This is a genomic window from Bacillus sp. SRL337, from assembly GCF_984799155.1.
In genome coordinates this window covers 876,128-896,599 of sequence record NZ_OZ481793.1, presented here as the reverse complement: position 1 = coordinate 896,599, position 20,472 = coordinate 876,128, and the positions used below count along the sequence as shown (strand labels likewise).

At 43.8% G+C, this 20,472-nt stretch carries 18 protein-coding genes and 1 pseudogene; 11 read left to right on the top strand and 8 right to left on the bottom strand.

All coding sequences use genetic code 11. The features are described from left to right. Positions 1-384 precede the first annotated feature (384 nt). A pseudogene (locus AC4E8A_RS04360) lies at positions 385-747 on the top strand (CAP domain-containing protein); the annotation flags it as partial. Positions 748-2,396: 1,649 nt separating this feature from the next. Continuing rightward, positions 2,397-3,845 (top strand): IS1182 family transposase, encoded by a 1,449-nt coding sequence (locus tag AC4E8A_RS04355; RefSeq protein ID WP_490195673.1) that lies wholly within the window; start codon positions 2,397-2,399, stop codon positions 3,843-3,845. 157 nt (positions 3,846-4,002) lie between these two features. Here the strand turns inward: AC4E8A_RS04355 and AC4E8A_RS04350 are convergent, their stop codons facing one another. From AC4E8A_RS04350 to AC4E8A_RS04325, 6 genes are all read right to left on the bottom strand, one after another. Next, positions 4,003-4,578 carry a general stress protein gene (locus AC4E8A_RS04350; RefSeq protein ID WP_490197070.1) on the bottom strand — a complete coding sequence of 192 codons (576 nt, stop codon included), beginning with the start codon at positions 4,576-4,578 and terminating at the stop codon, positions 4,003-4,005. A 136-nt stretch (positions 4,579-4,714) separates the two neighbouring features. Beyond that, positions 4,715-5,944 (bottom strand): aminopeptidase, encoded by a 1,230-nt coding sequence (locus AC4E8A_RS04345; protein WP_490197068.1) that lies wholly within the window; start codon positions 5,942-5,944, stop codon positions 4,715-4,717. A gap of 192 nt (positions 5,945-6,136) precedes the next feature. Continuing rightward, the gene (locus AC4E8A_RS04340) at positions 6,137-7,330 is read right to left on the bottom strand and encodes an MFS transporter (RefSeq protein WP_490197066.1); all 1,194 of its coding nucleotides are present in this window, start codon (positions 7,328-7,330) and stop codon (positions 6,137-6,139) included. A gap of 191 nt (positions 7,331-7,521) precedes the next feature. Further along, on the bottom strand, positions 7,522-9,159 hold the full coding sequence (locus tag AC4E8A_RS04335) for a hypothetical protein (RefSeq protein WP_490197065.1): 1,638 nt from the start codon (positions 9,157-9,159) through the stop codon (positions 7,522-7,524). Positions 9,160-9,161: 2 nt separating this feature from the next. Next, complete coding sequence (locus AC4E8A_RS04330) at positions 9,162-9,953, bottom strand: ABC transporter ATP-binding protein (protein WP_490197063.1); 792 nt, start codon at positions 9,951-9,953, stop codon at positions 9,162-9,164. Between the two features lie 105 nt (positions 9,954-10,058). Further along, positions 10,059-10,310 (bottom strand): sigma-G-dependent sporulation-specific acid-soluble spore protein CsgA, encoded by a 252-nt coding sequence (locus AC4E8A_RS04325; protein WP_490198769.1) that lies wholly within the window; start codon positions 10,308-10,310, stop codon positions 10,059-10,061. A 178-nt stretch (positions 10,311-10,488) separates the two neighbouring features. Between AC4E8A_RS04325 and AC4E8A_RS04320 the strand changes: the two genes are divergently transcribed. The 7 genes from AC4E8A_RS04320 (at position 10,489) to AC4E8A_RS04290 (ending at position 17,494) form a co-directional block, all read left to right on the top strand. Then, positions 10,489-11,136 carry a nucleoside deaminase gene (locus tag AC4E8A_RS04320; protein WP_490197061.1) on the top strand — a complete coding sequence of 216 codons (648 nt, stop codon included), beginning with the start codon at positions 10,489-10,491 and terminating at the stop codon, positions 11,134-11,136. A 124-nt stretch (positions 11,137-11,260) separates the two neighbouring features. Further along, a complete protein-coding gene (locus tag AC4E8A_RS04315) occupies positions 11,261-11,986 on the top strand; it encodes a DUF421 domain-containing protein (protein WP_490197059.1) in 726 nt (241 codons plus the stop codon). A 147-nt stretch (positions 11,987-12,133) separates the two neighbouring features. Beyond that, entirely contained in the window at positions 12,134-13,885 is a 1,752-nt protein-coding gene (locus AC4E8A_RS04310) for a LytS/YhcK type 5TM receptor domain-containing protein (RefSeq protein ID WP_490197057.1), read from the top strand. Continuing rightward, positions 13,870-14,607: a LytR/AlgR family response regulator transcription factor gene (locus tag AC4E8A_RS04305; protein ID WP_490197056.1), complete on the top strand. Its 738-nt coding sequence runs from the start codon at positions 13,870-13,872 to the stop codon at positions 14,605-14,607. Before AC4E8A_RS04310 ends, AC4E8A_RS04305 begins: the two co-directional genes overlap by 16 nt. A 190-nt stretch (positions 14,608-14,797) precedes the next feature. Next, positions 14,798-16,249: a carbon starvation CstA family protein gene (locus AC4E8A_RS04300; protein ID WP_490197054.1), complete on the top strand. Its 1,452-nt coding sequence runs from the start codon at positions 14,798-14,800 to the stop codon at positions 16,247-16,249. Further along, positions 16,249-16,398 carry a hypothetical protein gene (locus AC4E8A_RS04295; RefSeq protein ID WP_490197052.1) on the top strand — a complete coding sequence of 50 codons (150 nt, stop codon included), beginning with the start codon at positions 16,249-16,251 and terminating at the stop codon, positions 16,396-16,398. The genes AC4E8A_RS04300 and AC4E8A_RS04295 overlap by 1 nt, the downstream gene beginning before the upstream one ends. A gap of 187 nt (positions 16,399-16,585) precedes the next feature. Next, positions 16,586-17,494 carry a ketopantoate reductase family protein gene (locus AC4E8A_RS04290; RefSeq protein WP_490197051.1) on the top strand — a complete coding sequence of 303 codons (909 nt, stop codon included), beginning with the start codon at positions 16,586-16,588 and terminating at the stop codon, positions 17,492-17,494. 268 nt (positions 17,495-17,762) lie between these two features. Here the strand turns inward: AC4E8A_RS04290 and AC4E8A_RS04285 are convergent, their stop codons facing one another. Both AC4E8A_RS04285 and AC4E8A_RS04280 read right to left on the bottom strand, forming a co-directional pair. Beyond that, entirely contained in the window at positions 17,763-17,894 is a 132-nt protein-coding gene (locus tag AC4E8A_RS04285) for a hypothetical protein (RefSeq protein ID WP_490197049.1), read from the bottom strand. A gap of 110 nt (positions 17,895-18,004) precedes the next feature. Then, a complete protein-coding gene (locus AC4E8A_RS04280) occupies positions 18,005-18,373 on the bottom strand; it encodes a DUF4176 domain-containing protein (RefSeq protein WP_490197048.1) in 369 nt (122 codons plus the stop codon). A gap of 279 nt (positions 18,374-18,652) precedes the next feature. Between AC4E8A_RS04280 and AC4E8A_RS04275 the strand changes: the two genes are divergently transcribed. Beyond that, a complete protein-coding gene (locus AC4E8A_RS04275) occupies positions 18,653-19,009 on the top strand; it encodes a hydrolase (RefSeq protein ID WP_490197047.1) in 357 nt (118 codons plus the stop codon). Positions 19,010-19,166: 157 nt separating this feature from the next. Continuing rightward, positions 19,167-20,441, top strand: a complete 1,275-nt coding sequence (locus AC4E8A_RS04270; RefSeq protein ID WP_490197046.1) for an ATP-binding protein — start codon at positions 19,167-19,169, stop codon at positions 20,439-20,441. The last annotated feature ends 31 nt before the right edge of the window (positions 20,442-20,472 follow it).

Sequence of the window (20,472 nt, the reverse complement as noted above, 5' to 3'; positions counted from 1 at the left end):
TTGACGGCGTGCAATAATGATGGAAATAATGAACTTGCAGATCCACAGGATGTAAACTACGATCCAGTAAGCTTCAGCGGTGAAAACCCGAATAATAACGGAAACGGGACTGCCGGCAATGACCGCAATTCTCAGGACCCTGCAGTCCAGCGCCAAGGAAGAAACCTGTTCACTCAACGTTTCGTGGTCCCGATCGATCCTAGAAACGGCGGTCAAAATGTAAGACAATATGCCGGACAGGGGAACGAGCAAGGAGAAGGACAAGGGCAGAGACAAGCTGGAGAGGGACAATCGTCTCAAGAACCTGAAACGCCACAGCAGCAAAGCGAAGGAAATGAGAATCAAAATGCCGAAGCCGGAAACCTGGATGAACGAGTTCAACAGGTTATTGATTTAACAAACAACGAGCGGAAAAAGAATGGTTTGCCAGCATTAAAGCCTCATACAGAGCTTTCAAATGTGGCGCGCATCAAGTCTGAGGATATGGTGAATAAGAATTATTTCTCCCATACATCCCCTACTTATGGATCACCATTCGAAATGATGGAAAACTTCGGAATCGATTACAGCACGGCAGCTGAAAACATCGCAGCAGGCCAGGAAACTCCGCAAGAAGTCGTACAAGCTTGGATGGACAGCCCTGGACACCGCAAAAACATCCTGAACAAATCAGTAACCCATATCGGCGTCGGAATAGCAGAAGACGGCGGAATGGGAAAATATTGGACACAGATGTTTATTAAATAAAAAGCGGAAAGGCCCCGTTCAGCGGCGTACGAACTGGAAGGCTTACGCATGAGATATAGGAATCACGAAGAGCGACAGCGATTCGATGATGACTAATCGCAAGGAGGAAGACTGAAGTTCGATAGCCGTTGGGGCCTTGGAGCTGGATTGACTAAAAAGCGCAAGCGCCTTGATCAGCCCCGACAGGCATAAGACGAGCCGGCGGGAAGTTTGCTCTTTAACCTTCCTGACGGATTGGCTTATGACCCCGAGGGGCTAGGCGCTGAAGCTGGATTGACGAAAAAGCGGAAGCGGCCGCTCAGCGCCGTACAGATTGGAGGGCTCCTGCATGAGATAAAGGAATCACAACGAGCAAAGCGAGTTGATGATGACTTATCACAAGGAAGGAGACCGAAATCTGCTAGGCGCTGGCCGCTGAAGCTGGATTGACGAAAAAGCGCAAGCGGCCGTTCAGATTGGAGGGCTCCTGCATGAGATAAAGGAATCACAACGAGCAAAGCGAGTTGATGATGACTTATCGCAAGGAAGGAGACCGAAATCTGCTAGGCGCTGGCCGCTGGAGCTGGATTGACTAAAAAGCGCAAGCGGCCGTTCAGCGCCGTTCAGATTGGAGGGCTCCTGCATGAGATAAAGGAATCACAACGAGCAAAGCGAGTTGATGATGACTTATCGCAAGGAAGGAGACCGAAATCTGCTAGGCGCTGGCCGCTGGAGCTGGATTGATTAAAAAGCGGAAAGGCCCCGTTCAGCGGCGTACGAACTGGAAGGCTTACGCATGAGATATAGGAATCACGAAGAGCGACAGCGATTCGATGATGACTAATCGCAAGGAGGAAGACTGAAGTTCGATAGCCGTTGGGCCTTGAAGCTGGATTGATTAAAAAGCGCAAGCGCCTTGATCAGCCCCGACAGGCATAAGACGAGCCGGCGGGAAGGTTGCTCTTTAACCTTCCTGACGGATTGGCTTATGACCCCGAGGGGCTAGGCGCTGGAGCTGGATTGACTAAAAAGCGCAAGCGGCCGCTCAGCGCCGTACAGATTGGAGGGCTCCTGCATGAGATAAAGGAATCACAACGAGCAAAGCGAGTTGATGATGACTTATCGCAAGGAAGGAGACCGAAATCTGCTAGGCGCTGGCCGCTGGAGCTGGATTGACTAAAAAGCGCAAGCGCCTTGATCAGCCCCGACAGGCATAAGTCGAGCCGGCGGGAATGTTGCTCTTTAACCTTCCTGACGGATTGGCTTATGACCCCGAGGGGCTAGGCGCTGGAGCTGGATTGACTAAAAAGCGCAAGCGGCCGTTCAGCGCCGTTGATCATTGAATACTCAAAAAAACCCCCGGCAGTTTGTGGAGGGCACTGAAAAAGTCCAATAAAGTTCTAAAAGGCAGAATCGCTCACCTCTAAGAGCGATTCTGCCTTTTTCACTTCAGATTTCACGAAAAAATGTTGATTTCCGTTCCAGGTGCACGACTCCGCGGGGCGGGCGTTGAGCCTCCTCGGCTTCGCCTGCGGGGTCTCACCTGTCCCGCTAGTCCCGCAGGAGGTCGTGCACCTTCCACTCCAATCAACATTGAGAAAAAAGAACACTACCCGCTAATAAATCCTTACTTTATAATAGAACTAACAATATTAAGTGGGTGGTTTCCAGTGATTCAACAACAACAAACAATGATGTTCAGTAAGTATATGGACCTTTATGATATCGTCGTTCCTCAGGACAATATGTTAAGGAAAATAAACGATTTAATCGATTTCTCCTTTATTTTTGATGAATTAAAGAATAAATATTGTCATGATAATGGGCGAAATGCGATTGATCCTATTCGCATGTTCAAATATTTGTTTTTGAAAACCATTCACGATGTATCAGATGTCGATATTGTTGAGCGGTCTAAATATGATATGTCTTTCAAGTATTTTTTGAATATGGCTCCAGAAGAGCCCGTCATTGATTCAAGTTCTCTGACTAAGTTTCGTAAACTTAGGTTAAAGGACATGAACTTATTAGACATGCTTGTCAACAAGACGGTTGAGATTGCCATAGAGAAAGAAATTATAAAAAGTAAGTCCATTATTGTTGATGCCACCCATACCAAAGCCCGCTATAATCAAATGAAGCCAAAGGAAATTCTTATGGAGCGCTCCAAGAATCTTAGAAAATCGATTTATAAGATTAACGAAAGTATGAAGGACAAGTTCCCTGTGAAGCCAACCAATGATGTTCTGGAAGATGAGATAACCTACTCACAAAAGCTCATTAAGGTGATAGAAAAGGAAGAAATCCTTTTAGAATATCCCAAAGTGAAGGAACAGCTTAATCTCCTGAAAGAAACGGTTGCCGATGATATTGAGCAGCTCCAGTGCATGAATGATCAGGATGCCAAAGTGGGACACAAAACAGCAGATTCCTCCTTTTTTGGCTATAAAACTCATCTTGCGATGAGTGAAGAACGTATTATTACAGCCGCAACCATTACCACTGGAGAAAAGAGTGACGGGAAAGAACTGCAGACACTCATAGAGAAAAGTAAAAACGCGGGCATAGAAGTGGAGACGGTTATTGGGGATGCGGCCTATTCCGAGAAAGATAATATTGAATATTGTGAAGGAAATGAAATCAAACTGGTTTCAAAATTGAACCCTCTAATCACTCAGGGTGCTCGAAAAAAAGAGGACGAATTCGAATTCAATAAGGATGCGGGTATGTATGTCTGCAAGGCAGGACATATGGCTATAAGGAAAGCTAGGCAAGGTAAAAAAGGAGTAGGCAAAAACCAGGCAGACACCTATTATTATGACGTGGATAAATGTAAGAGATGCCCACTGAGAGAAGGGTGCTACAAGGAAGGAGCCAAAAGTAAGACGTATTCCGTTACTATAAAGTCCGATCAGCACTCCTCCCAAGCAAAATTCCAGGAAAGCGAGTATTTTAAGGAAAAGGCAAAAGAACGATATAAAATTGAAGCGAAAAATAGTGAACTAAAACACAGACACGGGTATGATGTAGCAGAATCCTCGGGTCTAATTGGCATGGAATTACAAGGTGCCATGGCTATATTTGCGGTAAATATTAAAAGGATCCTAAAACTAATGTGATAATAAAGGGCAGCATATATGTTTATATCCAAGAAAAAGCCACCCCTTCTTCCTTTTATAGGAAGAAGGGGTGGCTTTTTCTTTATTAATTTTAGTTATAGTTTAGAAATCGGCAGATTTTCAGTGCCCTCCAGTTCCTGCCGGGGGTTACACTTTCTTAAAGATTTGAATTATCCGTGTTATTTACTCGTACACGTTCAGGGTAGGTGTGAGTAGTTAGAGAATTGTTCTCTGAGAAATGGCCATAGACTTTATCTCTGCGATCTTCGTCGGCATCAACCAGCACGACAATATGACCTTTGTTCAACTGGTCTTCATACTCCGTTGCGTGTTCTTCCGGAATGCCTGCTCCTGTAAGAGCACCAACAAGACCGCCTCCGCCGGCTCCTATGGCTGCACCGCTAAGGGCTGTGGCGAGTGGACCTGCAGCGGCCAGCACACCGATGCCCGGAATCGTCAATAAACCGACTTCAGCAATGATACCTGCGATACCGCCAAGCACACCGCCGGTTCCAGCACCGATACCGAATCCTTTCCCTGCATTTTTGCCTCTCCCGCTTTCACTTTCGGTAACATGGCTGTTTGTTTCATGTTCAATCCCTTTAATATCATCATTATCTTTTGCGAATATGGAAATGTCTTCTTTGGAGTAACCTAAATCATGGAGCGCTTCAATCGCACGAACTGCTTCTTCCTGGTTTCTGAATACTCCGCCAATTATTGTTTTATTCACTATATCCCTCCTCAAAAGATTTCTTCACTAATTTCATTCCCTTCGCTGCCTTGTTTAAACGTCCATTTTTATGCACTTTAAAAGTTTAAGGAATACAAAAAAAGCAAAGGAAGCGTCACTTCCCCTGCTTTCACTACTAAAACGCCCAATTCCCATCCCTGAAGATCGCTTCTTTTGACCCATCTTTATAAATGCCGTCAATATTCATTTTGTCTGAACCTATCATAAAATCTTCATGGACGATGCTGTCATTAAGTCCTGCTGATTTTCTCTCTTCCTCTGAGAGTGTCTGGCCTCCCTCATAACAAGTAGGATAAGAGGAACCTATGGCTAAATGGTTAGATGCATTTTCATCGAACAATGTGTTGAAGAACAGAATACCCGTTTCAGAAATAGGAGATTTATGCGGTACTAGGGCTGCTTCTCCTAAATAGCATGCCCCTCCATCCGTCTCCAGGATTTGGTCTAATAAATCCTGTCCGGTCTCCGCCTCGGCTTTAATGATTTTTCCGTCTTCAAACGTTAACTTAAAGTTTTCGATGACATTTCCCTGATAGGCCAATGGCTTTGTGCTGGTGACAAATCCATTCACTCCTTTTTTTAGAGGGACCGTATACACTTCTTCCGTCGGCATATTAGCAATGAACGTCGTTCCATCTTTATTTGTCGAGCTGCCCGTCAGCCATAAATGCTTCTCCGGCAATTCAATGGTTAAGTCTGTCCCCGGAGCCGTATAATGCAGCTTCCAGAATTTCTTTTGAGTTAATTGCGATGCTTTTGCCTGCAGAGTATCAATATGTTTCCTCCATTCGGCCACGGGGTTTTCTTCATTTATCCTCACTGCTTCGAAAATGGCATTCCACAAAGCAGATACCCGTTCAGCTTCCGCGAGCTCTGGAAATACCTTATCCGCCCACTTTTGGGAAGGGATGGCGATGATGGACCAGCTGATGCGGTCTGTTTCGATTGCCTCATAAAAGCTGTCAAGCGCATTGCCCTTTGCTTTTTCAAAAGCCAGCAATCTCTCAGGCGGAATACCTTTTAACAAATCAGGGTCATCTGCCTCAATTTGTAAAAAGGCTCCATCTTTTTCAGCAACCGTATCAAATGCTTTCGCCAGCCACGCCGGGAATTGCTCAAAAGCAGAGTCAGGAGCAAGCTCATAATGAGTCCTCTTGACTTCTTCATCATACCATTGGACATGTACATCACCTGCACCTGCCCTATAAGCTTGTTTTACAACCTTCCTGACAAAATGCTCTGTCCCCGTCGCGGCAGATATCCACAAAAACTGCCCTTTTTGAATATTGACACCTGCTTTTACAGCAAGTTCTGCATACTTTTCCAGATTTCGTTCAAAATCCATCCGTTATCCTCCGTCCGCTTCTCTACTATATAACCCATTTTTACTCTACATTTTTTTAAAAATAACCTACCCAACACCTTACTCTTTTACACAGCAAAACATCAAGTATATAGTATTCTTTATCCCTTTAAAGCGCAAAAAGGGACAGTCCCCTATAGCGCGTTAAAGCACTGAAGACTGCCCGTTTTTTCATTATGCAGAAGGTGTGGCCTGCGCTTGCTGCTGCAGTTTCTTTCCTCTTGCTTCTTTGATAGTCAAGACCATCGCAATCAAAAGGAATGCACTTGAAATCTGAAATAGTGTCCCAGTTTCCACAAACTGTGCCAATACACCAAAGACCAGTCCGCTTAAACCGATGCCTAGATCGATAGAAGAGAAGAACATCCCATTTGCAACTCCTCTGCGGTTTGCGGCAGTTTTGGAAAGCACCCACGACTGAAGCGTTGGTATCAAAGAACCGAAGCCTATTCCGAACAGGATACCTGCAATAATGATAAATGCGTTGGAATGTGCAAATGATAACACCCACATACCGGTAAATGTCACAGCTGTACAGAATAACACAAGGCCAATCGGCCCTTTTTCATCAAACCACTTTCCAGCCACAGGACGTGAAAGGGACGCCATGATGGCATTGAACAAATAAAAAAGGAATATTTGATCTATTCCGCGTTCTTCTCCAAAAATAACAATGAACGTCACAATCGAACCATAGCCGAAAGTGGCGATAACGGTAATGATTGCGGGATAAATGCTCGATTTCTCGATAAGTGAGCTGAAATAAGAAAATTTCAATTCCTCTTTCTTCGTATCTTTTACAGACTGCGGAGTTTGATAGTGCACAACACTAAGCAAGACAAGGGCGATGATCCCAAGCGCAGCAGAGATATAAATCAAATTTGAAAAGGAAGTGACCTGGAATAGGAAAATCCCCAGACTCGGGGCAATGATCATCCCGATTGTAATGGATAATCCATAGTAACCCATCCCTTCACCAAGCCTTGAATTGGGAACCACATCGACAGCTGCCGTTCCATTGACAGTTGTTGACCATCCCCAGGCAAGACCGTGTACAAAACGGAATAACAGGAATATCACAACAATCTGTGAAAGAGGGTAGATGAATGTAATCAAAAGAAGCAGCAGCGCTCCAATCAATACCAGAGGCTTCCTCGCTTTATATTCCAGCATAAAGCCGATGAATGGCCTGCTTAGTACAGCCCCTATGGAAAACAAAGTTGTAACCAGCCCTATCTCCAGTCCTGAAGCTCCCAGGGATTTAATATATGGAGGCAAGGTAGGTATCAACATTTGAAAGGACATAAACACAAACAAGTTACCAACCATCAGCATAACGAATGACTTGGTCCATAGTGTTTCTTTCACCTTTTAACACCCCCTGTAATGGCCAAGGACACCTGGCCATTTTAGACAAAAATAAAAACAATCATCGCACTGGAAGATTATTTCTTCATCATCATAATATTTCGAATTACTAAATAATAGCACGATTGTCTTGAAAATGGAACATAAAAAAAGACCTTCTGACTAAAGAAGCCTGACAGAAGGTCTCTTTTTCACTTTAAATCCTGCCATGAAGTTTTGAAAGAGTATTTCCACAAACCAACTACAGCAGCCAACAGCAGCACTAAATACATATAAGTGCCAAAGCTGAAGAGGGTAAACAGGAAGTGAATTCCTAAAAATAAACCAATCAAAAGAAAGAACGGGACGACCTTCCATCCGTCACTCTCCTGGGCAGCCTCAAATGATTGTGAAAAAGGCAGCGTTCCTTTTATCAAAATAAAACCGATAATCGTATAAAGAATGCCACTCAGAAAAATAATGATGATGTCCTCAATGATCCGCATGCCGAACAGGAAGATAAAAATGATACTAAGCAGTGTATATATAGGAAAGAACAGTCTTACTATAAAGGCTTTGATTGTACCGGTATAAAGATTTCTCAACTGCCGGACCGGAGCCGTTCTATAAATCCAGGCTCCCTTGTATTTGCCGGAATATTTCAGCATCATCAAGATGTTAGGAATCATCAGTACCGAGAAATACAGAGATAAGTACCATTTGCTGTCCCTTATCCCCTCGAATGTGCCAAATTGCAGCTGGTTGAATATGAAAATGAAAGGAAAAATCAGAGAAAAACCAAGTGAAGGATAAACTTTCAGCTTAAAATCCCTTTCCGTCTTCATCATCGAACGGGCGAACCTGTAAAAAGCACGCTCTTCATTATCCTTGCAAACAAGCCCGGCTTCCCAATTGAAATATTTCTGCTTTGTCTTCTTGTTCTTACCACTGTGGCTGGACAACTTCTGGAGGTTCTGTTCGAACGCCGGCATGATCCTGGAATAGATGATCAGCGCGATAACCGGTACTGTGAACGCCAGTACGGTAAACGCGATAATATATGGACCGCCTGTTCCTTCCAGGAAAAATTGAAAGGGTGCTGCAAACCAGACCGGTGGTATCAGGAACTGCCACCATGCGGGAGAGAATACCATATCTAAATCGACCAACTCGAATGACCTGGCCACGAATTGGTATCCAACCGCGAGCCCGATGGAAAGGCCGATCTGTACATAATTAATGATATCCTTCAGTTTCTCTCCATCAAAAAATCGCAAAATCGCAAAATATAAAATAGCTGTCATGACCACTATCAGAAAATCCATCAAGACAATTTCACCCAAGAACAGCAGTGCAAATAACGGTCCATGCGAAAAGATACTTACGGCAAGCGGAACCGCTGCAATGGCTGCGGTCAAAAAGAATAGGTAAATACATATATGTAAGGTTTTCGCCAGGCTGATCGTCCTCTTATCCAGAGGTTTAGTGTGGAGTATATTCCGGTCCCTCACATCCAGTAAAACGGATGAAAAGTCGGAAATCATCGATGTCATGATGATGAACATCAGCACTCCGAATGTAAGGCTCATCTGAAAAAGATAATTGTTTCCCATCAGCATGATAGGCACAAGAAACAGCCCATATAACGCATATATCCATAATGATTTGATAAAACGGTTACTATCTTCCTTCTGCTTTTTATTGGACTGATTGAAAATGGTCGGAACCCGTCTTCCATCCATCGTCAACTTCACTTGCAATATTTTTCGCAGGATCTTGTACTCAATTCCCTGCTTCGTGAAAACCCATTGAAAAAAGTCCAGGAACCGCAGTGTTTGGAATTCTTTCATTCTTACACACCGCCTTTGACAATTTCCACAAACCGCTCAGCTATCTGGCCATGTTCATTGAAACCGGTCAACTCATTGAAGATCTGCTCCAGTGTACCTTCCATATTCTGGCCTTTCAATTCATCAAAGGTCCCATCTGCGACAATCCGTCCATTATGAAGCAGGATGATTCTGCTGCTGATCTTTTCGACTACATCCATGATATGGGAAGAATAAAATATCGTCTTCCCCTCTGCCGCCAGCTTTGCGAGGATCTCTTTAAAGATCATCACACTGTTGGCATCCAGTCCATTGATCGGCTCATCAAAGAACAACAGCTCCGGATCATGCAGAAGGCTGGAGATAATCAAGACCTTCTGTTTCATTCCTTTTGAGTAAGAAGAAATTTTAGAATGAAAAACATCTTTCATTCCGAATATGTTCATTAATTTATATGCTTTGTCACCAGCCTCCTGAGCAGGCATTCCATAAAGCTCACCGATGAACGTCATATATTCGCTCGCAGTCAGGTTATCATAAATCTCGGCAATCTCAGGGACATAGCCTATCTTCTTCTTATACTCTATGTCACTATCAGAAATCGTTTCTCCAAAAATCTCAATCTCACCGCTTCCTGCACTTTCCAGCCCCAGCAAAATCTTAACCGTCGTGCTTTTTCCGGCGCCATTCGGACCAATATATCCAATGATCTGCCCTTTCTGGACCTCTAAATCAATGCCTTTGAGGACATGGTTTGCACCGTAACTTTTCTGAAGCCCCCTAATCGATAATACAGTCTCTCCTTGAACTCCCATAACATCACCTTCATTTTTTTAACCTAATTGTAACATATTGGGTTAAGTGACAGTCACTTCCCGGAATTTGTCGAAAAAAAAGAGGCTCTCCGCCTCTTTCGCCACTTAGTATAGCAACTCGTAAACTTCGTTCAATTGATAACCCCGTTCCAAATCTCCTGCCTCGTTGGCATGATTGATTTCATTATCAAGGATATTTTCGAGAGATCGGATTTCTTCCTCGCTTAGTGCCCTTACAAACGCACCTTCCGATGGAAAGTTCCCGTGTTCAATTTTTTGATATATCTCTCTCATTGTTCCGTTATCTTCTGTGTAGTTGGAAAGGACTTCACGCAAATAAGCCAGATTTTGATCCATCATATTTCCTCCTGTGCATTTTATAAAGTTAGGATGACTAAAAATGAGAGAAATATGCAGGCTGCTGATTGGGATGTTTAGAAGAGAGATGTTTCGACAAATCTCGGGCCGTACCTGTCACCAGCTGAAAATTTCTATATAATCAAGGAATACATAACCAAGTTTGGAGAGTGATTATATGTGGGCAAGTTTGCCTGATCCATGGAAAAAGTGTTTTGAGGAAGCGTGGGCTGCGTATTGCAGCGGCTCATTTCCAATCGGCGCAGCCATTACCGACGAAAATGGAGAAGTCATCTCAACTGGCAGAAATAAGGTTTATGAAAAGACTTATGAAGAGGGACAGGTTTGTAACAATAAAATCGCTCATGCAGAAATCAATGCCATTTTAAAAATCGACAACCTTGAAACCAACAAGCAAAGAAAGAAATACAGCATCTACTCTACAATGGAACCCTGCGCATTATGCTTTGGCGCCATTGTGATGTCAGGCATTAAAAGCATTTACTTTGCTGCAGGTGACGGACTTGCAGGTGCCACCAATCTTGTAATAGGCAATGATTATATTTCCGGGAAAAATATTGAAGTCAGCGGGCCCATAACTGAGATGGAAATCGTTCAATTGGTCTTAAAAACCGATTTTGTCCTGAGAAGAGGGCATGATACCGAGCGGATCCTTGCTCCATGGAGAAAGGATTGCCCCATTGGTGTTGCCATCGGAGAAGAATGGTTGGCTAAGGATAGACTTCAGTCAGCCAAAAGGATAAAGAGACCGTTTGAAGAAATCTATGATGAACTAGTAAGACAAGCTAAAGTAATAGCAGGATAACAGGTAACGTGTATGAAGAGGTTTAGAACTCTTCACTAAAAATGAGGGCCGCCTTCCGTATAATCTCACCTCACTTGGAAAAATTATCAGTATCTGGATTAACTGTATACGGGAGGTTCAACTGTTGATGGAAACTATTAACGAAACCCTGCTTGTTCTCGGCAGAATCATCACCATTTTGCCTCTGCTTTTATTTATCACAATCTATATGGGAAAAAGGGCGATTGGCGAACTTCCTATCTTTGATTTCCTCATTATCCTGACGCTCGGCTCGGTGGTGGGAGCAGATATTGCAGATCCCAAGGTGCAGCATCTCCAAACAGGAGTCGCCATCATTGCCATCGGCATCCTGCAGAAACTCGTCTCAAAGCTGAAAATTGCCAACAGGAAAATCGGCAGGTTATTGACCTTTGAACCAACGGTCGTCATCCAGAATGGAAAATTATTACGCAAAAACTTAAACCACATTCATTATTCGGTTGATAATATCCTGCAAATGCTCAGAGAAAAAGATGTTTTTGATATTAACGACGTTGAAACAGCCATTATTGAATCAAGCGGAGCCCTCAGTGTCTGCAAAAGGATGCGGAAACAAAGTGTCACAGCAGGCGATCTGGGGATTATCCGGCCATCATCAGGCATTTCCTTACCGGTCATTATGGAGGGGACAATCTATCAGCATGTCCTTCATCAAAATAACGTGAGTGAAAATTGGCTGAAACAGCAGCTCCAAGAAAAAGGCATTCATGATACCGCCCAGGTCTTTTTTGCATCCATTAATAAAGATCTCGACCTGCATATTTCCTTGAAAAATGAAAAAACGAACGATATCCCTCTCCTTTATCATTAATACAAAAAAAGGTGCCTGGTACAAAAGAGCCTATCTGTACCAGGCACCTTTTTTTCGCAGGACGTTAAACGGATGATCCGCTTTTTGGTATAATGATATGATAAAAAATCCCCGGCTTTCTTTACCCGGGACAAAGGAGCCTTCATCATGTTCGACCTTCTCTTCACCATGCTGGAAAGGCTGGGAATCATCGTCACTATTGCGTTTATCTTAACGAGGTTCCGTTTCTTCCAAAGCATGATTTACCAGGATAAATTACGAGGACGGCAGGAAATGATTGCAATCCTGTTTTTTGGTTTCTTCGGGATCATTGGTACTTATTCAGGTCTCTCTTTCAACACCGATACCCTTAACTTTGATCGGTGGGCAATGAATTTGACCGCAGATGAGGCCATTGCTAACTCGAGAGTCATCGGAGTTGTACTCGCAGGTCTCCTCGGTGGATACAGGGTTGGAATCGGGGCGGGTCTCATCGCTGGAATACATCGTTTCACACTCGGGGGATTTACTGATATCGCATGCGGTATTGCGGCAATTGCTGCCGGTATCATTTCCGGTATCTTTCATCAGCGGAATAAGCATGTCAAGCTCCCGGTAGCTTTCCTGATCGGAGCCCTGGCTGAAACCATTCAAATGATGATCATTCTCCTGGTTGCGAAGCCTTTTGAGAAAGCTCTCACCCTTGTCGAGATGATCGGTGTTCCGATGATCCTGGCAAATGGGATTGGCTGCGCATTATTTCTATTAATCATCAAAAATGTTGTGAATGAAGAAGAAAAGGCGGGGGCCCTCCAAGCTCAGAAGACACTCAGGATTGCCGATCAAACACTGGCGTATCTTCGCAAGGGGATGAATACCGAATCTGCCAAGGCAGTCTGCGAGATCCTTTTTAAAGAAATCAAGCCGGCAGCCGTTGCCATGACAAACAAGACCAGCATTCTAGCACATACAGGACAGGCCGATGACCACCACCGTGCCGGCAGCCCGCTTCAGACTCATATTACAAAAGATGTAATCAGGTTGGGGAAGCTGGTTGTGGCGAATGATGAAACCATTCACTGTGTCAATAAGGATTGCCCTCTTGGTGCAGCCGTCATCGCTCCGTTAAAACAGCGAGGCGAGACAATCGGCACACTGAAATTTTATTTTTCTTCAGAAAAAGAGATTACTAATATCATCTTGGAATTAATCTCCGGCTTGAGCGTCCTGCTGAGCAATCAACTGGAAATCGCCGAGGCCGATAAAGCCCTGCAATATGCGAAAGAAGCAGAAATCAAAGCTTTACAGGCTCAAATCAGTCCTCACTTTCTATTCAATTCGATGAATGTGATCGGGTCCCTGATCAGGATCGATCCTGCCCAGGCGCGCAAACTGCTGATTTCCCTCTCCAATTTTTTAAGACAAAATTTAACGGGGACAACTGCTGAAATCACTTCGCTGGAACAAGAGCTGAAGCATGTGAAGGCTTATTTAGCCATTGAAGAGGCTCGCTTTGTGGATAAACTGAAAGTCGAGTACGACATTGATGATGGATCCCTATCTCAAATGATTCCGCCTCTCACTCTTCAGCCGATCGTGGAAAATGCCATCAAGCATGGGATTAAAGATAAGAATGAAAACTGTGTGGTAAAGATCACTGTCGCCAAACAAGAATCAGGTGTGGCAATCTCTGTAGAGGACAATGGGGAAGGTATCCCCGCAGAACGGCTTGCCCAGCTTGGAGAAAACAGTCTTGAATCGGAAACAGGAACCGGGCTTGCCTTATATAATATCAATCGCAGACTGACGATGATGTACGGTGAGCAAGCGGCATTAAAAATTACAAGCGAATATGGGGAAGGAACAGAAATTTCTTTCTCTATCCCTGAAATGGAGGTATCACAGTGGAAAAAACAATAAAAGCATTGGTTGTGGATGATGAACGCTACAGCCGGGATGAACTGAAGCATTTGTTAGGTGAGCACTCCTCCATCCAGGTCATCGGGGAAGCCGATTCGGGAGAAAGTGCCATTCTGCAATCCATACAGCATAATCCCGCGGTTGTATTTCTGGATGTGGAAATGCCTAAGATGAACGGGATGGAAGCAGCAAAATCCCTTCTTGCCTTAAAAAAGCCTCCGCTGATTGTTTTTGCCACTGCATATCCACAGTTTGCCGCAGAGGCATTCCGGTATGAAGCTGTGGATTATCTGCTAAAACCGTATGATGAAGAACAGTTGGCCCAAACGGTTGCGAGAATTGGAAAACTGCTGATCCCCTCTAATGCGGCAGACTCCGATAGCGTAAAACAGCCTGGAAAGCTTGCAGTGGAAGGGGAAGGAGAGATTCTTTATCTGGATCCCAACGATATCCTTTATATATCACGGGAAGAAAAAGTCTCGAAAATCATCACGAGAGCAAGCCGGTATGAAGTCAAAACACCTTTAAAGGACCTCGAAAGCCGACTTGGTTCCTATTCGTTTTTCCGGATCCATAAAAGCTACATCGTCAACCTGGATTACATCACAAGATTGACCCCTTGGTTCAATGGCGCCTATCAACTTGAAATCCAGGGGCACAGCGAAAAACTTTCTGTCAGCAGAAATTATGTAAAGGCACTCCGGCAGAAGTTGGAGTTGTAATACTTTAAGGAACGCTCCCATAGACGTTCCTTTATCTATGTAAAGATTTACATGACAATGCATGTTAGTGCCTCCTGATTACATCTTAATCCTCTATTATTACATCTTATTCTATATTTTCACCCTTCTGCCACAATTAATCTTATAATCTATGTAAACGCATTCATAATACTCTTAAGGAGGATTTTACATGTATACATTTTTAGCTGCCATCGCTTTATTAATCATTGGTTATTTCACGTACGGCAAATTTATCGAGAAAGTTTTCGGTGTGAACGAAGGTCGAACAACACCTGCTTACACCCGCCAGGATAATGTTGATTATCTTCCTATGAAGACTCCCAAGAACTCTTTGATTCAGCTCTTGAACATTGCTGGTGTCGGCCCGATTTTCGGCCCGATTATGGGAGCCCTTTACGGTCCTGTTGCATTCATATGGATCGTTGTAGGATGTATCTTTGCAGGTGCTGTCCACGATTACCTGACTGGTATGATTTCCATCCGCAACCGCGGTGCCCACCTTCCTGAGCTTGCAGGTAAGTTTCTTGGAAAAGTGATGAAACACGTTGTTAATGCTTTTGCTATACTGCTTTTATTATTGGTTGGTACTGTATTCGTTACTTCTCCGGCTGATCTGCTTTACAACCTGATGGACGGTGGAGTTTCCATGGGACTGATCCTTGGAGCCATCTTCATTTATTACATCCTGGCTACATTGCTTCCTATTGACAAAATCATCGGACGTTTCTATCCAATCTTCGGAGCGCTGCTATTAATCAGTGCAGTTGGTGTCGGTGTGATGCTGCTCGTTACCGGCGCATCAATTCCTGAATTATCATTAACGAATTTCCACCCTGACAACGCACCTATTTTCCCATTGTTATTCTTGACAATCTCTTGCGGTGCCCTATCCGGTTTTCATGCTACACAAACTCCGATCATCTCTCGTACAACTGAAAACGAGAAAAACGGACGCAAGATTTTCTACGGAATGATGATTGCTGAAGGTGTCATCGCAATGATCTGGGCAGCCGCTGCAATGAGTTTGTTCGATGGCTACACAGGTTTGAACGACATGCTGGCTAACGGCGGTCCTGCTGGAGTTGTCAGCGAAGCTTCCACTCTTATGCTTGGGGCTGTCGGAGGAACACTTGCCATCCTTGGTGTTATCATCCTACCTATCACATCAGGTGATACAGCATTCAGAAGTGCGCGTATGATTATCGCAGACTACTTCAACTTCTCTCAAAAGAAAGTTGCAAGCAGGCTTTGGATCGCATTGCCGCTATTCGCTATCTCTTTTGCTCTGACACGAATCGATTTCACGCTTCTATGGCGCTACTTCTCTTGGGCAAACCAATCGACTGCGGTCATCGCCTTGTTCGTCGGTGCGATGTATCTCTATATCGCGAAAAAGAACTACTGGATTTCCTTGATCCCTGGTATGTTCATGTTAATGGCTACAACAACATATATCCTGAATGCTCCAATCGGATTCGGGCTGGCTTTAAACACTTCTTATATCGGAGCCGCAATCATTTCTGTCATTCTTGTTGTAACCTTCTTCGTTGCAGCTAAGAAGGCAAGGGCAAACAACATCCCTCTTGAAGAGGATATCTCTAACTGGAAGCCGGCAGCCTAATGGGCTGCTGCAGCCCAGTCTATCGGGAAACGGTTAATGAGGAAGTAGAACGGATCAACGAGGACGGACGTGACACTCTCCCCTATTCTTTGAAAATAGTCATGATGTCAGCAGCATCTGTTTCCCTGCTTTCCATTATATTGATTTGACCATCAAAAACCCGGAAGTTGTTTCTTCCGGGTTTTTGGCTGATTGATGGTGCGGGTTAGAAATTGAGGGCAAGCTCAGATCATCCTTATTGAGCCTGGCCCGGATCACGCCTTTAACGCCTGGTAAATGCAGCCTTTTTGTACCAGGCACCAGAATAAGATTCCCAACAAAAGGAGGACAAAATAAATGAAGATATTAGTAGTAGGGGCCGGTGCGGTAGGCGGTTATTTTGGCGGACGTCTTGCGGAGAAAGGCGAAGATGTAACGTTCCTTGTCCGTGAAGGACGCAGGAACCAACTTGAAAAAACAGGGCTTGCCGTGCAGAGTGTTCATGGAGATTTTGTGTTGAAACCAAAAACGATTGTGTCTGGAGAGAACCCTGCTCCGTATGATGTGATCATTGTCTCCGTTAAAGCCTACCATTTAGGAAGTGTACTCGAGAGCATCGAGCCATACGTAGGCGAGGAAACGATGATTCTTCCTTTATTGAACGGAATGTCCCATGTGGATAGGCTTGTTGACAAATTCGGTGATCATAATGTGATCGGCGGTCTGTGTTTCGTGGAATCTACTTTAGATTCAGAAGGACAGGTGAAACAAGCAAGTCCAATTCATGACTTGGTTTTTGGAGAACGGACAGGTGAGAAAACCGAACGAATCTTAAAGCTGGAGAAGGCCTTCACTCGAACAAAAGCGAACTTCACCCTCGCGGAAAATATTGTTCAAGAAATGTGGCATAAGTATTTATTCATCACAACCCTTTCCGGTGTGACCTCTCTCTTCCGTTCGCCGATTGGTCCGATCAGGGAGAATGAAATTGGTTTAGCAGCCATCACCGAAACATTGAGGGAAACGGCCGTTATCATGCGAAAATCAGGTGCGCCGATTGCAGATGATATCGAAATGAAGCAACTGGAGAAGTTGAACAGCATGGGTTTTCAGATGAAGTCCTCACTCCAGAGGGATATGGAGAAAGAACTGGCAATTGAAGCAGACCATTTATATGGGTTCTTGCTCAATAAAGCAGAAACGTACCATATCCAAGCACCAACACTGCAAATAATTTATGCGAACCTTAAAATTTATGAGCGTTAAATAAAGAAGGCTGTTTTCGCATATATTGTTGCTTTCGGAAAGATCCCAAAAGCCGGATTTTTCCCCTGCATACTACGTTTTTCGCACTGAACGAAGAGAGAAGCACTTTTCTCTCTTGTTAAACAGGTTTTTTTCTGGTTCATTACTCCATTATCTTTCGGAATGAATATCAGATAGCAAAAAAGTTTACGAAAAGAGCCATAAAGAAATGAGCAGGAGCGCAACAAGGCTTCTGCTCTTTATTTTCAATTGTGTTTTATAGTCGTATTTACTGGGTTTGAAAAACACAGCTGAGGAGGATGACGGCGATTATATCGTTTACGATTGCGGCGATCAGAAATGCAGGAAATTGATCAGGCATGGTTGCACCAGAAGGAATGGCTGAAGTGATAAACGCCATTGGCAGTGTTCCGCTGATGACGCCATGATGGCAAATACAAGCAGAAGAATCCGGACTGCTTTTCTTATCGTTGAAATAGTGAAAGCCAGCAGAGGCACCTCCGCTTATCCTCAGTATGTATTGCCTCCCTGATCTGCCTTCTCTCGGATCTTGTTGTCTTCTTCCGTCACGTATCCAGTATGTAATCCCTCTTCAATCATAATCCGGTGACAGAAAACATTGTAGTCAGGAGAAATGTTACCTTCCGGGTACGGCACTCCAATATACTCATAAGCTTTATTCGTGCTGACCTGCGCCTGGTTGCAGCTGTAGATCATATCCATTTCAGAAAACTTCACAACAGTACCAATGGGCAGGAGCTTTGCCGGATCGGGAGTTTCTGCTTTCACTTCTTTTTCGGGTTCATCACCCGCTGTTCCGCTGTATCCCATTAAGGTCCATACTAATGATGCTGCAAGCAGCAATATTTTAATTCTCATGGTCGGCACTGTCATTATCTTATTTTCGGCAATCTCAGTTTCTACCTTTTCTCTCCATAACTTCTGCTGGAGAAATGGAAACGAATCCTTTTAAGGGACCCAAGGATATTTTTCAGCTCAAGGATTTTTTGTAGAAGTATCCGTAAGCAACTCCCCCAGATTCCGCTTCCTTAAAACGCACTCTCGTTTTTTTATGTCCATAGATGTTGGTCAGTTCGTTTAACCTCTTACCAAAAGAGGTATTTATACATAAACACTTATTTACAGGAGGCAAAAAAGATGGAAGATAAATTGTCGTATTATGTAGATATGAGAAGCGGGGATATATTGGAAGAGCCTTCTTTTGAAGAAAGTGCTGGGCTGCATATCCTGGCAACCCCGGAGGAAAGAACGGAGCTTCAGAAATGTTTCGATGACAACTATGATGACGATGTGGCTACCTTTTTCCGCTCTCACATTCCCTTCAAGCAGTATCATGATGATCCGCAGGATGCCAGCTATGACAGGTCGATGCAAAGAATCTACGCAATGATATACAATCTTGGCGACGCAGAGACAAAAGCACACATAGAAAAAATCGGCGTGCTTGATAAGCATAAACCCCATGTGCGGGATGATATAGAAAATTTGAAATAACAAGATGCCCGGACTGCAGCAGAGTCCGGGCATCCTTTATTTTTTCCGGATGAAAATTCAATAAAGATTGTCCAAATGGAAAATGCTTGGTATTCTAAGAGGCGGGTACCATAACTATGAAGTCCTATTAAGCAATTCGATATATGGAGGTTGCTCCTTGATAATTTTAATTAAAACCTTATTGGTGAACATAACCATCTTGTTCTCTTTTACATTCAATGCAAATATCTTTTTTCCATTTCAGCCTCTGCATAAATTACAGGTGAAGCAAAAAATAGCATATGGAATGATCGGCTCTCTAGGGGCCCTGTTTTGTATGTTTTATCCTATTGAAACCTTAGGGGAAACTCACTTTGATTTGCGGATGATAGCCATCATGATAGTGACCCTATATGGAGGGGCTCTTTCAGGCAGCATTGTCCTGCTCGTTGTATCCATTACCCGGTTCGTGATAGGCGGCCCCTTCGTTAGTATAGGAATTGCTGTTTCTGCCATTGCATTCATTATTGGCATCGTGTTTCAGCGGTTCTTTTTGAGGTCACAGCATAAACTGCTTACCAGTGTTTTATTACTGACCGTCTATTCGGCTATTTACATCACCATCATCTATAATTATGTGAGCATGCTGAACCTGACATTCTATATTATCTATTTCAGTGTCTTCTATCTTACGGTCCTCTCCCTCGTGCTTATTATTGAGAGACTGAGAAGAACAAATAAACAAATCGAAGAAATGGTCTACCTCGATAAGCTGAACATGGTTGGGCAAATGGCTGCCTCCATTGCCCATGAAATCAGGAATCCCCTTTCAACGGTCAGAGGGTTCATTCAGCATCTGAGTGAAGACACAAAAGATGATCAGTTTAAACGATTTTCTCCTCTTATTCTTGAGGAACTGGATCGGACAAACAAAATCATCACCGACTATTTGAATATTGCCAAGCCGGAAAGGTTCCAGCTGGCCGCAATCAACCTGACAGATGTAATCCAATCATCTGCTGACTTGCTCAAACCGTATGCGGCATATTCCAATACATCAATCACTTTTCAAGCAGACAAAGACTATTATATACAGGGTGATGAACATCACTTAAAGCAGGCGATCATGAATATCATCAAAAACGGTATAGAGTCCACTGAAGATAAACGAGGAACTGTCGGAATCGAAATTGCACAAGGAAAGACAGCAAATTCTGTGGAAATTCTTATATTCGATGATGGAGTGGGGATGACACTGGATCAATTAGATAAAATCGGCCTTCCTTTTTATACAACCAAAACAAAAGGGACCGGTCTGGGCAGTATGGTCACCAACAAAATCATACGCGAAATGCATGGGAAGATTGATTATGAGAGTCAGCTTGAGAGAGGAACAGCCGTCCGGATCCTGCTTCCTCTACATGTGGAACAAAGCAAAAATAATAAACGGTGAGCAAAAGTCGTTCAGCTTGTAGACGAAGTCC

Bases quoted from the DNA above. Each gene is read 5' to 3' on its own strand.
- AC4E8A_RS04325 (WP_490198769.1), bottom strand. From the start codon at position 10,310: ATGGATCAAAATCTGGCTTATTTGCGTGAAGTCCTTTCCAACTACACA.
- AC4E8A_RS04280 (WP_490197048.1), bottom strand. From the start codon at position 18,373: ATGAGAATTAAAATATTGCTGCTTGCAGCATCATTAGTATGGACCTTA.
- AC4E8A_RS04330 (WP_490197063.1), bottom strand. From the start codon at position 9,953: ATGGGAGTTCAAGGAGAGACTGTATTATCGATTAGGGGGCTTCAGAAA.
- AC4E8A_RS04300 (WP_490197054.1), top strand. From the start codon at position 14,798: ATGTATACATTTTTAGCTGCCATCGCTTTATTAATCATTGGTTATTTC.
- AC4E8A_RS04345 (WP_490197068.1), bottom strand. From the start codon at position 5,944: ATGGATTTTGAACGAAATCTGGAAAAGTATGCAGAACTTGCTGTAAAA.
- AC4E8A_RS04295 (WP_490197052.1), top strand. From the start codon at position 16,249: ATGGGCTGCTGCAGCCCAGTCTATCGGGAAACGGTTAATGAGGAAGTA.
- AC4E8A_RS04285 (WP_490197049.1), bottom strand. From the start codon at position 17,894: ATGGCGTTTATCACTTCAGCCATTCCTTCTGGTGCAACCATGCCTGAT.
- AC4E8A_RS04290 (WP_490197051.1), top strand. From the start codon at position 16,586: ATGAAGATATTAGTAGTAGGGGCCGGTGCGGTAGGCGGTTATTTTGGC.
- AC4E8A_RS04275 (WP_490197047.1), top strand. From the start codon at position 18,653: ATGGAAGATAAATTGTCGTATTATGTAGATATGAGAAGCGGGGATATA.
- AC4E8A_RS04320 (WP_490197061.1), top strand. From the start codon at position 10,489: ATGTGGGCAAGTTTGCCTGATCCATGGAAAAAGTGTTTTGAGGAAGCG.
- AC4E8A_RS04335 (WP_490197065.1), bottom strand. From the start codon at position 9,159: ATGAAAGAATTCCAAACACTGCGGTTCCTGGACTTTTTTCAATGGGTT.
- AC4E8A_RS04310 (WP_490197057.1), top strand. From the start codon at position 12,134: ATGTTCGACCTTCTCTTCACCATGCTGGAAAGGCTGGGAATCATCGTC.